This window comes from Aliiroseovarius sp., from assembly GCF_965228805.1.
In the GTDB taxonomy this organism is placed as follows: Bacteria; Pseudomonadota; Alphaproteobacteria; order Rhodobacterales; family Rhodobacteraceae; genus JASBTN01.
In genome coordinates this window covers 2,900,774-2,913,113 of record NZ_CBDDIE010000003.1, presented here as the reverse complement: position 1 = coordinate 2,913,113, position 12,340 = coordinate 2,900,774, and the positions used below count along the sequence as shown (strand labels likewise).

14 protein-coding genes and 1 tRNA gene are annotated in these 12,340 nt (G+C 61.7%); 7 read left to right on the top strand and 8 right to left on the bottom strand.

Annotation, left to right across the window (positions count from 1 at the left end; all coding sequences use genetic code 11):
- Positions 1–168 precede the first annotated feature (168 nt).
- Positions 169–1,068 (top strand): LysR family transcriptional regulator, encoded by a 900-nt coding sequence (locus ACO07D_RS15310; RefSeq protein ID WP_421703812.1) that lies wholly within the window; start codon positions 169–171, stop codon positions 1,066–1,068.
- 339 nt (positions 1,069–1,407) lie between these two features.
- Here the strand turns inward: ACO07D_RS15310 and ACO07D_RS15305 are convergent, their stop codons facing one another.
- A complete protein-coding gene (locus ACO07D_RS15305) occupies positions 1,408–1,773 on the bottom strand; it encodes a DUF1496 domain-containing protein (RefSeq protein WP_421703811.1) in 366 nt (121 codons plus the stop codon).
- A gap of 562 nt (positions 1,774–2,335) precedes the next feature.
- On the opposite strand from ACO07D_RS15305, the gene purL reads away from it, so the two are divergent.
- From purL to grxD, 6 genes are all read left to right on the top strand, one after another.
- Positions 2,336–4,495 carry a phosphoribosylformylglycinamidine synthase subunit PurL gene (purL, locus tag ACO07D_RS15300; RefSeq protein ID WP_421703810.1) on the top strand — a complete coding sequence of 720 codons (2,160 nt, stop codon included), beginning with the start codon at positions 2,336–2,338 and terminating at the stop codon, positions 4,493–4,495.
- Between the two features lie 9 nt (positions 4,496–4,504).
- Complete coding sequence (locus ACO07D_RS15295) at positions 4,505–5,035, top strand: hypothetical protein (RefSeq protein ID WP_421703809.1); 531 nt, start codon at positions 4,505–4,507, stop codon at positions 5,033–5,035.
- A 64-nt stretch (positions 5,036–5,099) separates the two neighbouring features.
- Positions 5,100–5,336, top strand: a complete 237-nt coding sequence (locus ACO07D_RS15290) for a BolA family protein (RefSeq protein ID WP_421703808.1) — start codon at positions 5,100–5,102, stop codon at positions 5,334–5,336.
- Positions 5,337–5,340: 4 nt separating this feature from the next.
- On the top strand, positions 5,341–5,592 hold the full coding sequence (locus ACO07D_RS15285) for a hypothetical protein (protein ID WP_421703807.1): 252 nt from the start codon (positions 5,341–5,343) through the stop codon (positions 5,590–5,592).
- A gap of 105 nt (positions 5,593–5,697) precedes the next feature.
- Positions 5,698–5,964 carry a hypothetical protein gene (locus tag ACO07D_RS15280; protein WP_421703806.1) on the top strand — a complete coding sequence of 89 codons (267 nt, stop codon included), beginning with the start codon at positions 5,698–5,700 and terminating at the stop codon, positions 5,962–5,964.
- A 1-nt stretch (position 5,965) separates the two neighbouring features.
- Entirely contained in the window at positions 5,966–6,328 is a 363-nt protein-coding gene (grxD, locus tag ACO07D_RS15275; RefSeq protein ID WP_421703805.1) for a Grx4 family monothiol glutaredoxin, read from the top strand.
- Between the two features lie 134 nt (positions 6,329–6,462).
- Here grxD and ACO07D_RS15270 read toward each other — a convergent pair.
- From ACO07D_RS15270 to ACO07D_RS15240, 7 genes are all read right to left on the bottom strand, one after another.
- Positions 6,463–6,536, bottom strand: a tRNA-Gly gene (locus ACO07D_RS15270).
- 179 nt (positions 6,537–6,715) lie between these two features.
- Positions 6,716–7,681: a VOC family protein gene (locus ACO07D_RS15265; protein WP_421703804.1), complete on the bottom strand. Its 966-nt coding sequence runs from the start codon at positions 7,679–7,681 to the stop codon at positions 6,716–6,718.
- Positions 7,682–7,737: 56 nt separating this feature from the next.
- Positions 7,738–8,463 (bottom strand): ABC transporter ATP-binding protein, encoded by a 726-nt coding sequence (locus ACO07D_RS15260; RefSeq protein WP_421703803.1) that lies wholly within the window; start codon positions 8,461–8,463, stop codon positions 7,738–7,740.
- Positions 8,463–9,206 carry an ABC transporter ATP-binding protein gene (locus ACO07D_RS15255; protein WP_421703802.1) on the bottom strand — a complete coding sequence of 248 codons (744 nt, stop codon included), beginning with the start codon at positions 9,204–9,206 and terminating at the stop codon, positions 8,463–8,465. The genes ACO07D_RS15260 and ACO07D_RS15255 overlap by 1 nt, the downstream gene beginning before the upstream one ends.
- The gene (locus ACO07D_RS15250) at positions 9,203–10,129 is read right to left on the bottom strand and encodes a branched-chain amino acid ABC transporter permease (protein ID WP_421703801.1); all 927 of its coding nucleotides are present in this window, start codon (positions 10,127–10,129) and stop codon (positions 9,203–9,205) included. The genes ACO07D_RS15255 and ACO07D_RS15250 overlap by 4 nt, the downstream gene beginning before the upstream one ends.
- Entirely contained in the window at positions 10,129–10,992 is an 864-nt protein-coding gene (locus tag ACO07D_RS15245; protein WP_421703800.1) for a branched-chain amino acid ABC transporter permease, read from the bottom strand. Before ACO07D_RS15245 ends, ACO07D_RS15250 begins: the two co-directional genes overlap by 1 nt.
- A gap of 68 nt (positions 10,993–11,060) precedes the next feature.
- Positions 11,061–12,263, bottom strand: coding sequence for an amino acid ABC transporter substrate-binding protein (locus ACO07D_RS15240; RefSeq protein WP_421703799.1), 1,203 nt, complete (start codon positions 12,261–12,263; stop codon positions 11,061–11,063).
- Positions 12,264–12,340: the final 77 nt, after the last annotated feature.

The window sequence follows — 12,340 nt, the reverse complement described above, 5'->3', positions numbered from 1 at the left end:
CTTGCTCCTCCCCTGGCTGGATGCGCCCCTTCATATTAGGTCAAAAAACCTGACCTACCAACCCAAAACTTCGTGCCCCTTCCGTGATTGAACGGTTGGCTTTTCAAGGAAAATTTCCCATAAACGAATGAACAAAAAACGTGCCAACAGGGTAATGGTTGTATCGAAATGGACTGGGACAAGCTCAGAATCTTTCACGCTGTCGCCGATGCGGGGTCGCTGACCCATGCGGGCGATGCGCTGCATCTGTCGCAATCGGCGGTGTCGCGCCAGATACGGGCGCTCGAGGAAAGCCTGAACGCCACCCTGTTTCACCGGCATGCACGGGGACTGATTCTCACCGAACAGGGGGAGCTTCTGTTCGACGCGACCCGGGCGATGAGCCAACGGCTCGAAGCGGCCGTTGCGCGCATTCGGGATTCCAAGGAAGAGGTTTTCGGCGAGCTGCGCGTAACCACCACGACCGGCTTCGGCTCGCTCTGGCTGGCACCGCGCCTGCCCAAGCTTTATGAGAAGTACCCCGAGCTGAAGATCGACCTGATGCTGGAGGAACGCGTGCTGGACCTGCCCATGCGCGAGGCTGATGTGGCCATTCGCATGAAGGAACCCAGTCAGGCCGACCTGATCCGCAAGCGGCTGATGGATGTGCACATGCGGCTTTACGCCCTGCCCTCCTATCTTGAGGAACACGGCCGCCCGGAAACCATGGCCGACATGCACAATCACCGCCTGATCTGCCAGAACACCAGCTCGGCCCAGGTCAGCGCCGGTTCGTCGATGGTGCAGGAGATCCTGACCCATGACGTGCAATCCATGCTGACCGTGAACAACTACTTCGGCGTGCTCCAGGCAGTTTTGAACGGGCTGGGGATCGGCGTGCTGCCAGATTACGTGACGCTGGACTTCCCCGAGCTGGAACGCGTGCTGCCGGAATACGAAAGCCGCGACATCCCGGTCTTCCTGGCCTACCCTGAAGAGCTGCGCAGCTCGCAGCGTGTGGCGGCCTTCCGCGACTTCGTGACCGAAGAAATCTTCGCCCACCGGAGACGGGAACGCAGCGAGGCCTGACGCGTATCCGCGTCAGTTTCACGCCATACGGTCGCGAAAACCGCCCAAAACCCCTTAATCTGTTGCCCGAAAGTCGCTATGCGCAATATGCATAGCCGCATTGCAGCATTTAAGCTTGATCGAAAGGCGCCTGGCCCATATTTCAGGCTCAAAGCGAATGATCGACGCAAGTCTCATTCACTTTTACCTCCCTGTTGGACTTGGCCGGGCTTTGCCCGGCCTTTTTTTTGGCGTATCTGCCATACAGCTTCGAAGGGCAGCGACTGAAGCTTTTCCGGATGGTCAAGGATTGAGCACCGAGAATGCCCGCCGGTGCCCTGCTCGGCTCTGCTGGCCACCTCAGCTTTCCACCCAGGTGCCATTCTCGCAGCTTGCCAAACGGGGCTCACCGTCTACACCGCCGCGTCGGATCATCGCCCCGGACGGATAGTTGTGGTCCCCCTCGGCGCAGTAGCCGTCCGGGGGAAAGGCGCTCCAACTGACGCCGAAGGGGGCTGATCGCGAGCAGCGAAACAGCGTACCCGCCATGGTCTTGTGCGCGCCGACCGAATAGGCCTTGCCGTCAAAGTAACACAGCCGATCCGCCACCGGACGTTCCCCCGCCGCCAACAGGCGGTCCACGTCGCCCTCTGCATCCTGCGCCAGAGCGACACTGGCATACACGAACCCGCAGAACGCGAGCGCAACCACACGCTTCACTGTCATCCCTTTCCCTCCCATTGCAAACAGACCCCCATGCTACGCGCAACCGTACAATCCGCCAAATAGGACCAGCTCGTCAGGGTAGCTGTTGAAACGGCGTGCCGTCACGAGGCTTGGAAAACCAGCCCTCTAGGCCAAGCAACCTTCTCCTCTTTGCCCCATCGGATTAGAGCGTGTCGTCGTAAAAACAGATGCGATGATCGTTCTAGGCCTCCCATTTGCCCGGGTTCCCCGCCTACATTCGGCCAGAACATTACCCACCCACTCAGGCGCCCCTACGGAATAGGTCTAACCCATGTAAAGGCAGCCCGTATGGCCCGTAGCACCTGCAGCCTGTTCCTCGGCGGAGGCAACTTTCGCCGTTCCAACCAGAACAAGAATCGAATGAGGGGACCCATATTTGGTCACCATTTTACCATCCTCAAATTGGGCGTCCGCACAGTACCCCTCTCATGTAGGTCAATGTTGGAAGCGACACTCCGTTCAAAGATAGTGATTCTTCCCTTCCCCCGGCAGCGCCCTTGCCCTAAAAGGCCCGCAAATGCAGCCTTAGGGGGACACGGGCATGGACGATCCGAAGATCAATGACGAGCTGATTGCGGCGCATGGGCTCAAGCCCGAGGAATACGAGATGATCCTGGAGATCATCGGCCGCGAGCCCACCTTTACCGAGCTCGGCATTTTCTCGGCCATGTGGAACGAACACTGTTCCTACAAGTCCTCCAAGAAGTGGCTGCGCACCCTGCCGACCGAAGGCCCGCAGGTCATCTGCGGCCCGGGAGAGAACGCGGGCGTGATCGACATTGGGGACGGCCAGGCGGTCATCTTCAAGATGGAAAGCCACAACCACCCCTCCTACATCGAGCCCTACCAGGGCGCGGCCACCGGCGTGGGTGGCATCCTGCGCGACGTCTTCACCATGGGCGCGCGCCCCATCGCCGCAATGAACTCACTGAGCTTCGGCGAGACCTCGCATCCCAAGACCCGCCAACTGGTGAACGGCGTGGTCGAGGGCATCGGCGGCTACGGCAACTGTTTCGGCGTGCCGAACGTGGGCGGCGAGGTTCGTTTCCACCCCGCCTATAACGGCAACTGCCTGGTCAACGCCTTTGCCGCGGGCCTCGCAGATGCAGACAAGATCTTCTACTCCGCCGCCTCGGGTGTCGGAATGCCCGTCGTCTACCTGGGCGCCAAGACCGGCCGCGACGGCGTTGGCGGCGCGACCATGGCCTCGGCCGAGTTCGACGATACGATCGAAGAAAAGCGCCCCACGGTGCAGGTCGGTGACCCCTTCACCGAAAAGCGCCTGATGGAGGCCACCCTGGAACTGATGGCCACCGGCGCCGTCATTTCGATCCAGGACATGGGCGCGGCGGGTCTGACCTGTTCGGCCGTTGAAATGGGCGACAAGGGGGGCCTCGGCGTCAAGCTGCAGCTCAACGACGTGCCCCAGCGCGAAGAGAACATGACCGCATATGAGATGATGCTGTCCGAGAGCCAGGAACGCATGCTCATGGTGCTGAACCCGGAGCTGGAAGACGAAGCCCGCGCCGTGTTCGTGAAATGGGACCTGGATTTCGCCATCGTCGGTGAAACGATTGAGGAAGACCGTTTCCTGATCATGCACGGCAATGACATCAAGGCCGATCTGCCGCTGTCCAAGCTTGCCTCGACCGCGCCGGAATACGACCGCCCCTGGGTCGAAACCCCAGCCGCCGAAGAGCTGGCCGAAGTGCCCGCCGTCGACGCCATCGACGCCCTGCGCGCGCTGGTCACCTCGCCGAACTATGCGTCGAAACACTGGGTCTACGAGCAATACGACCACATGGTCATGGCCGACACCGTGCGTGCCCCCGGCCTGGGCGCCGGGATCGTGCGGGTGCATGGCACCGACAAGGCCGTGGCCTTCACCTCGGACGTGACCCCGCGCTACGTCAAGGCAAACCCGATCGAGGGCGGCAAACAGGCGGTGGCCGAGGCCTACCGCAACCTGACCGCCGTGGGCGCGAAGCCCCTTGCCACCACCGACAACCTGAACTTCGGCAACCCCGAAAAGCCCGAGATCATGGGCCAGTTCGTTGGCGCCATCAAGGGCATCGGCGCTGCCGTGGCCGCGCTGGACATGCCTATCGTCTCGGGCAACGTCTCGCTTTACAACGAGACCGACGGCCAGGCGATCCTGCCCACCCCGACCATCGGCGCGGTGGGCCTGCTGGACAGCCTCGACGATCTGATCGGCGGCGTGGCACGTGACGGCCACGTGGCCATGGTCGTGGGCGCGACCGAGGGCCACCTGGGCCAGTCGGCCCTGCTGGCCGAGGTGTTCAACCGCGAAGACGGCGATGCGCCGCACGTGGACCTCGATGTCGAAGCGAAGAACGGCGAGTTCATCCGCGCCAACCGCGCCCTGATCAAGGCCTGTTCCGACCTGTCCGATGGCGGCCTTGCCGTAGCGGCGTTCGAGATGGCCCAGGCGGGCGGCGTTGGCGTTACCCTGGACGCGACCGAAACCGCGACGCTCTTCGGTGAAGACCAGGCGCGCTACCTGGTGGCCTGCAACTTCGACGAGGCCGAAGCGCTGATGGTCGAAGCGGGCCGCGTGGGCGTGCATATCGAAACCGTTGGCCGCTTCACCGGTGATGCGGTGCGCATTGGTGGCTCCGAAGCGCCCCTGATCGAGCTGGAAGAGGCCTGGCGCACTGGCTTTGACAGTGCACATAGGTAATCGGGGCTGATGGATTACACCCCGCCCCGCAACCTGTCCGAACTAACGGCCGATTGTGCCGCTTGCAACGGGCTCTGCTGCGTGGCCCCGGCTTTTGACAGGGGAGATGACTTCGCCATCGCGAAGCTCCCCCTGACCCCCTGCATGCACCTTCAGGACAACAACCTGTGCAAGCTGCACGCAGATCTTGAAGACCACGGCTTTCCCGGTTGCGCACGCTTTGACTGCCTCGGCGCCGGGCAGCATGTGGTTCAGGGGCTTTATAACGGGGCCGACTGGCGCGGCGATCCGGAGCGTCTGGCCGAAATGGCCGAAAGCTACCGTCGCATGCAGCGCGTACACGAGGCATTGCAGATGCTGTTCCTGGCCGAACGCCTGGCTTTGGATGACGACCAGGAGGTCGCCCGCCTGACCCTGCTGCGCAAACTACGCCCAATCGATGGCTGGACAGTCGACAGCCTGGCCAAGGCCGAGGTTGCGGGTCTCTTTACCCAGGTGCGCGAGACCCTTGCGACTTTCCGCAGCGCCCTACGCGGCTGAGGCTTGCAGCCCCCTGCCCCGCCCCCTAGATTGAAACGGCAACAGCTACAAGGATCCCACGCGCATGGCCATGCAAGCCCAGCAAATCGAAGCCCTGATCCGCGCCGGGTTTCCCGACGCCCAGATCACCATCACGGACCTTGCCGGGGACGGCAATCACTGGGCCGCCGAGGTGATTGACGAGAGCTTTCGCGGCATGAATCGCGTGCAACAACAACGCGCCGTGAACGCCACCGTGAAGCCGCAGATCGACTCGGGCGAATTGCACGCGCTGGCACTGACCACCAAGGCCCCCGCTTAAATCGGTGGAGCTGCGCTGGATCATCCTTGCCATCGTGCTGCTGATCTGCGGCGCCGTGGCACTCGAGGCCTGGCTCAAACGTGGCAAACGTCGCGCCTCCTTCGCCGAGATGCAGCCCAGGGGCGGCTCCGGTGACCCGGAGGCCAAGACGGAACTGGGCATGGAAGCGACCGACACCGACCTCGTGGATGAGGCACATAAGAGAAACCAGATCGCCGAGGGTCGAAACGACGCGATCACCCGACGCAGACACTAGGCCCATACCCACTCGCCGGGCCGAAAAGGAGACCAAATCCGCCCACATGTGCACCAACTCGTAACTGGCAAACTGAACATGTAGGGCAAACCACGAAGGCACATCATGAACATCTGGCTGTTTTCCCTCCTTTTTGCCCTGCCCTTCATTGGGATCGTGGCAGTGTTTTGGGTGGTAGAGTGGCGAAAACAGATCAAGCATGGGAAACCTCGGCGCGGCACAGCCCCCGGTGAGGGCGACACGCTGGTGAACCATGGCATCGAATTAGGAGGTGGGTCCGGCGGCGGACATCCGACGGCCCATCGCGTAACCAAAGACCCGCAACACTATGCCAAGGCCTTCGTCCCCGAGAAGGCGAGAAAGGACAACTGAGATGACCGACGCGAAAACCCGCATCGACGAAACCGTGAAATCCGCCGACGTGGTGCTCTACATGAAGGGCACCAAGGAAATGCCGCAATGCGGTTTCTCCTCGCGCGTCGCTGGCGTGCTGAACTTCATGGGTGTCGAATACACCGATGTGAACGTGCTGGCGGACGAAGAGATCCGCGCAGGGATCAAGGAATACTCCGACTGGCCGACCATCCCGCAACTCTATGTCAAGGGCGAGTTCGTCGGCGGCTGCGATATTATCACCGAGATGACCCTGTCGGGCGAGCTGGACACGCTGTTTGACGACAACGGCGTCGGCTACAACAAGGAAGCCGCCGACCAGATCCGCGCCGCCAACGCCTGATCCGGCCCACATTTACTGAAAGCCCCGCCGCGCCCCTGGCCGGTGGGGATTTCTCGTGAAAAGGGGCCAAGAATCGTATCAAGCCGTTGAGGAACAACGTTTATTGGCGTCTTTCACAAGAATTGGGAGGTTCTTGGAGCGGGTAGCGGGAATCGAACCCGCACCTTAAGCTTGGAAGGCTCTTATGATACCATTTCACCATACCCGCTCGAAGTTTTGACTACCTAGAACAGCCTGAATCTGAGGTCAATAGCTCCATTTCCAGGCGCTTCCGATTTACCCATACATCAGCTGCCTAGACGAGATTTGTCAGACCTGACAAATCACCCCCATGTAGCCGGGAGTCGTAACTTCCGAGGCCGATGACCCGAGCAAACGCGGATGATCTCAAGTTTCTTCGACTACCGGCGGGGTGCCATGCGTGTGGAAACTTTCGATTGTCTTCAGTCCCCAGGCTTGGCCTTTCATCCGTTCGGCCTGGGTCCAGCAAACCGGTTCCCAGTCCGGCGCAAGGATCAGACGGGCCCCGGCATTGGCCAGCTCGACCCGGTTACCAGCCGGCTCCCAGACATAAAGGAAAAACGTGCCCTGCACCGCGTGCTTGTGCGGGCCAGTTTCGATATGCACGCCGTTTTCCAGGAAGATGTCGGCCGCGCGTAGGATGTCCTCGCGTTGATCGGTAGCATAGGTGACGTGATGCAACCGCCCTGCCCCGCCGCCGTGTTCTTTGGTGCAGGCCAGGTCATAGGTCTTGTTGTTGACGGTGAACCAACAGCCGCCCAGGCGACCATTGTCCAGCTCGATATACTCGGTGACCCGGCTGCCCAGGCAGGTTTCCATGAACCGCTTGAACTCGGTCACATCCTCACTGAGCAGGTTGAGGTGATCCAATCTGCGTGGCGCGGCGCCAGTAAAGCGGCTGGCGGTGTTCTTCAATGCGGGCGTGTCGCCCTCATCCGGTTCGGCCCGTCGGGTGTCATAATAGATCTCGAACACATGGCCAAAGGGATCCTCGAACCGGAATGCCCGGCCATGGCCCAGGTCGCCATCGGTCCAGCCATGGATCCTGTAGCCGCTCTGTTCGATTATCGCGACACGCCGGGCCAAGGCCTCGGGGCTGGCCGCACGATAAGCCACATGCCCGACCCCGGTACGGTCATGGCGCGTAAGCTTCAGCGAATGAAACTCGTAATCATCCCAAGCCCGTAGATAGGCGCTGTCGCCATCCAAGGCAGACAGCTTCAACCCGTAGACACGGGTAAAGAAGTCGAGACTTTCGGCAAATCTGTCGGTGTACATTTCAACATGGCCCAGATGCGCAATGTCGAAACCGGGATTGGTGGGGTGAGACATATCGTGCTCCACTTTGCCCGCAGCGCGGGTTTGCTTCATGTGTTTCGGCGGCAATGTCAGGCCTGCGCTCCATGGCTTGCACCAAGGTAGGCCGCCTGTACGGCCGGATCGCTCAACATCGCCTCGGCGCTGTTCTGGCCAATGATCTCGCCGTTCTCGATCAGATATCCCCGGTCGGCAATGGCCAGGCTCTGCTTGGCGTTCTGTTCGATCAACAGCACTCCCATGCCCGCCTCGCGGATATGGGCGAGGTTCTGGAACAGCTCCTGGCACAGCAGCGGGGACAGGCCCAGGGACGGTTCGTCCAGCATCAGCACTTCGGGGTCGGACATCATCGCCCGCCCGATCGCCACCATCTGCTGTTCGCCGCCTGACATGGTGCGGGCGATCTGGTCGCGCCGGTCATGGAGCTTTGGAAACAGCGACAGGACCGCTTCGAGATTCTGCTTCTCGCGCGCACGGGCTCGCGGCAGGAAAGCGCCCAGCAGCAGGTTCTCCCACACCGTGAGGTCGCCGAAAATCCCGCGCCCCTCGGGCACGAAGGTGATGCCCGCCTCGACAATCCGGTCGGATTTCAACGTGCGAAGATCGGTGCCCGACAGATCAACCTGCCCGCCGAGCTGCCCCTCGCTGATCCCCGCGATCGCGCGCAAAAGCGAGCTTTTCCCGGCCCCGTTGGCGCCCAGCATCACCACGATCTCGCCGCGCGAGACCGATAGGCTGACCCCGCGCAGGGCCTGGTGCAGCCCGTAGGAGACAGTCAGGTCTTTAACTTCCAGCATCAGGCGTCTCCCAGGTAAGCACGAATGACTTCGGGGTCCGATAGGGCCTCTTGCGGTGTGCCCTCAGCGATCTTTGCGCCCGAATTGATCACCACGCAGCGATCACAGAGCGAGCGGATCGCATCCATCACATGTTCGACCAGAATGACCGTGCGGCCTTCTGCGCGCAGGGAGGCGATCAGGTCGATACCGACGCGCAGCTCGGACGGGTTCAGCCCGGCCAGCCATTCGTCCAGCAGCAGGACTTCGGGTTGCCCCGCCAGGGCGCGGGCCAGTTCGACCCGTTTCTGGTCGATATAGGTCAAGCTATCCACGCCCTTGCCGATGGCGTGGCTCAACCCGACACGGTCCAGAAGGCTTTCGGCGAAGTCTTCCGCCTCCCGCCCCCAGCGCCGCTTGTGCCCGAAGACGCCGCCGGCAATCACGTTTTCGACCACGCTCAACTGCGGCAGGATGCGCACCAGCTGAAAGGTGCGCCCGACCCCGAAGCGGGCGTTCTCGAATATCTTGGCCCGGGTCAGGTCATGGCCTTGCAGCTCGATCGACCCGGAGGTCGCCTTCAGCGCGCCCGAAATCATGTTCATCGTGGTCGACTTGCCCGACCCGTTGGGGCCGATGATGCCCATGACCTCATGCTCGCGCACATCGAAGGACACGTCATTGACCGCAACCAACCCGCCAAAACGCTTGGTCACATTGCGCAGGAACAGGATCGGCGCGCCAGGTGTGTGCTCATGCATCATGTCGCACCTCGTCTCAGCAGTTTTTCGGCCAGCCCGACCACGCCGTTGGGCACGAAATAGACGATCACCAGGAAGGTCAGCCCCAGCACCATGGTGGTGGAGTTGGGGAAGGAGACCGTGACCACCTCCCACAGCAGGGTGAAGGGAATGACGCCCAATAAGGGGCCCCAGAGCCGGTGGATGCCGCCCAGAAGCGCCATGATCACCACAAGGAAGCTCAGCTCGGGCGAGAAGACCACGTTGGGTTCCACATAGTAGTAACGCGGCGCCACGACCGCCCCGACCAGGGCGGCAAAGAAGCCGGTGGTCATGAACAGAACCACCTTGGTGCGCGCGGTATCAATACCAACATGCTGGGCCACCTGTTCGTCATTGCCCAGGATGCGCAGGGCGAAGCCCAGGCGCGAACGCCCCAGCAGCCAGCCGAACAGGAACACCGTGGCGGTGATTGCCAACAACATCCAATAGATATGCACCTCGGTCAGGTCGGTCAGCACGTAAAGCCCACGCGAGCCCAGGAAGTTGTTCTGAACCCAACTGACGAGGTTGCGCACCAGCTCGGCCAGACCCAGGGTGAAGATCACGAAATAGACGCCCGACAGGCGCAGGGTGACCAGGCCGATCAGCGCGGCCAGCACCGTGGCGACCAGCGGGGCCAGGGTCAGCATGGTCCAGAAGCTCTGGTCATAATCGCTCATGCCGGAGCCGACCAGATAGCCACCGATGCCGAAGAAGGCGGCGGTGGACAGGGCGATGTAATGGGTCGGGCCGGAAAACAGCGCCCAGCTGGTGGCCAGGGCCGTGTACATCATCATGTTGACCGCAATCGACAGCCAGTATCCGTTGACCAGCATTGGCAGCCCGGCCAGGGCAATCAGCGCGGCGGCCGTCAGCGCAAGGGAAAGCACGGGTTTCGACATCATCACGCAGCCCCCCGTCCGAACAGCCCCTGCGGGCGGAACAACAGGATCAGAAGAAAGATCAGATAGGCCGCCACAAGGGTCAGGCCCGGGTCGATCAGGCTGGCAACGGCGGTTTCAACCAGTCCCAGAATCACGGCGGCGATGACTGCGCCGCGGATGTCCCCGACCCCACCCATGATCACGATGATCAGCGCCTTCATGGTAAAGATCACGCCGACCGATGCATCGAGCGTGATGAAGGTCGACACCAGCACCCCCGCCATGCCGGTGATCATGCCCCCGATGGCAAAGGCCAGGGCCGAGACCCGTTCGACATTGATACCGACCAGACCGGCGGCCTCGGTGCTGACGGATACGGCGCGGACAGCCATGCCGGCGCGGGTGTGGTTCAGCCACAGGTACAGGCCCAGGCCGATCACCACGGCAAAACAGAAGGCTACCAGCCGGTTCAGCGCCACGGTGGTGCCCAGGATCTCGAACGGGCGGGCCAGGAAGGAATAAGCAAAATACTCGGAATGGATCGACACCATGACACCGATGGCAAAGAAGCTCATCCCGAAGGTGGCGAGGATCGAGTTCACTTCAAGTTCTCCCTGGCTGCGGGCCCGGCGCACGAGCGCCAGCAGGAAGACCCGGTAAATCAGCCAGGAGCCGATGAAGGCGACGGGGGCCACGGCCAGGAGCGTCCAAAGCGGGCTCAACCCGGCGGTGGTAAAGCCCCAGAAACCCGCCAATGCGCCGATTGCAAGAAGCTCGCCATTGGCGAGGTTCATGATGCGCGCGACCCCGTATTGCAGGTTCAGCCCCATCGCGATCAACGCGTAGGAGCCGCCCAGCAAGAGGCCAGAAATCACGATGTCCATCGTGCGTATGTCCTTTTCACAGAAGGTGCAGGCCGATTGCGGTCAACCGACCTGCTGTCAGGCTGCGTTCAGTTCCAGCCATCCTTGGCGACCGGCGCAATGCTGTCCCCCATGCCGGTATCGGCCACGGCGCGGAACTGTCCGTCGCGCCATTGGCCCACCGACCAGTAGCGTTCCGAGTTGTTGTACTCGTCAAAGCGGATCGTGCCGATGACGGTGTCGAACTCGTTCGACTTGATGTAGTCGATCACCGCCGCACGGTCGATTTCCCCCACGCCTTCAATGGCTTGTTCGAGGATCTGCAACTGTGCGTAATAGGTGGCCGAGGCCCAGAAATCCGCATCCTTGCCGGTGACGTCCTTATGCGCGGCGCGATAGGCCTGCATGGTGGCGGTATCGGGGTTCACCCCACCGGCCCCCAGCACGCCTTCGATCTTCGAGCCGAACTTGCCTGCAAAGGCCGGAAAGGCCGTGGCCACAGCCGAGTAATAGGCACCGACCTGCAGGTCTTCGATGATCGCCTGTTCGGCCAGGGCAAAGGTGTCGGGCGGATAGGACCAGGCCACGAAAGCATCCGGAGTGCTGGCCGCCGCCCCCTTCATGATCGGCGACAGATCCGGCGTTCCCAGCGGGTAGGACTTGTCATAGACGATCTCGAACCCGGCTTCGGCGAATTTCTCGCGCGCAACATCGGCCAGTTCGATCCCGAAGCTGTCAGCCACATTCACCATCGCCACCCGGTTTCCGATCGCGCCCTGCTCGCGCAGGTCCGACAGTGCCGCAACCGCCCCTTCGACAAAGCCGGTGCTGCTGCCCAGGGTGAAGAACATGTTGGGGAACTTCTCGGTCAGTTCGTGGATTTCATCGGTGATTGAGGTGACCGAGATCAACGGATAGCCATGTTTGGCATAGATCGGCGCCGAGGCAATGTTGAAGCCGGTCCCATAGGGCGACAGCATGAAATCAACCTGGTCCTGCGTTGCCAGCCGCTGCACCGACTTGATGTGTTCTGCCGGATTGGTCTTGTCATCATAGGTGATGACCTCGATCAAGCGCCGTTCGCCGCCGACCATCAGCCCACCGCGCGCGTTCACTTGGTTGACCCAAAGCTCGATGTTCGGCGTATGCGTGACAGCCTCCCCCCCGGCCAGCGGGCCGGTCAGATGCGACACCACGCCGAACTTGATCGGATCGGCCGCCAGAGCCCCCGTCGCGATCAACGCGGCGGTCGCGGTCCCTGCGGCCAACTTGAAGAAATTCCGTCGCTTCATTGGTTCCTCCCCATTTGCGATCTGGATACGGATTCGAGATCCCCCATTGCCATTTATGGATACATTAATGGGTGCAT

What these genes read in the sequence shown, in the direction of transcription:
- ACO07D_RS15310 (WP_421703812.1), top strand. Translation starts at nt 169, where the DNA reads ATGGACTGGGACAAGCTCAGAATCTTTCACGCTGTCGCCGATGCGGGG.
- ACO07D_RS15305 (WP_421703811.1), bottom strand. Translation starts at nt 1,773, where the DNA reads ATGACAGTGAAGCGTGTGGTTGCGCTCGCGTTCTGCGGGTTCGTGTAT.
- purL (WP_421703810.1), top strand. Translation starts at nt 2,336, where the DNA reads ATGGACGATCCGAAGATCAATGACGAGCTGATTGCGGCGCATGGGCTC.
- ACO07D_RS15295 (WP_421703809.1), top strand. Translation starts at nt 4,505, where the DNA reads ATGGATTACACCCCGCCCCGCAACCTGTCCGAACTAACGGCCGATTGT.
- ACO07D_RS15290 (WP_421703808.1), top strand. Translation starts at nt 5,100, where the DNA reads ATGGCCATGCAAGCCCAGCAAATCGAAGCCCTGATCCGCGCCGGGTTT.
- ACO07D_RS15280 (WP_421703806.1), top strand. Translation starts at nt 5,698, where the DNA reads ATGAACATCTGGCTGTTTTCCCTCCTTTTTGCCCTGCCCTTCATTGGG.
- grxD (WP_421703805.1), top strand. Translation starts at nt 5,966, where the DNA reads ATGACCGACGCGAAAACCCGCATCGACGAAACCGTGAAATCCGCCGAC.
- ACO07D_RS15265 (WP_421703804.1), bottom strand. Translation starts at nt 7,681, where the DNA reads ATGTCTCACCCCACCAATCCCGGTTTCGACATTGCGCATCTGGGCCAT.
- ACO07D_RS15260 (WP_421703803.1), bottom strand. Translation starts at nt 8,463, where the DNA reads ATGCTGGAAGTTAAAGACCTGACTGTCTCCTACGGGCTGCACCAGGCC.
- ACO07D_RS15255 (WP_421703802.1), bottom strand. Translation starts at nt 9,206, where the DNA reads ATGATGCATGAGCACACACCTGGCGCGCCGATCCTGTTCCTGCGCAAT.
- ACO07D_RS15250 (WP_421703801.1), bottom strand. Translation starts at nt 10,129, where the DNA reads ATGATGTCGAAACCCGTGCTTTCCCTTGCGCTGACGGCCGCCGCGCTG.
- ACO07D_RS15245 (WP_421703800.1), bottom strand. Translation starts at nt 10,992, where the DNA reads ATGGACATCGTGATTTCTGGCCTCTTGCTGGGCGGCTCCTACGCGTTG.
- ACO07D_RS15240 (WP_421703799.1), bottom strand. Translation starts at nt 12,263, where the DNA reads ATGAAGCGACGGAATTTCTTCAAGTTGGCCGCAGGGACCGCGACCGCC.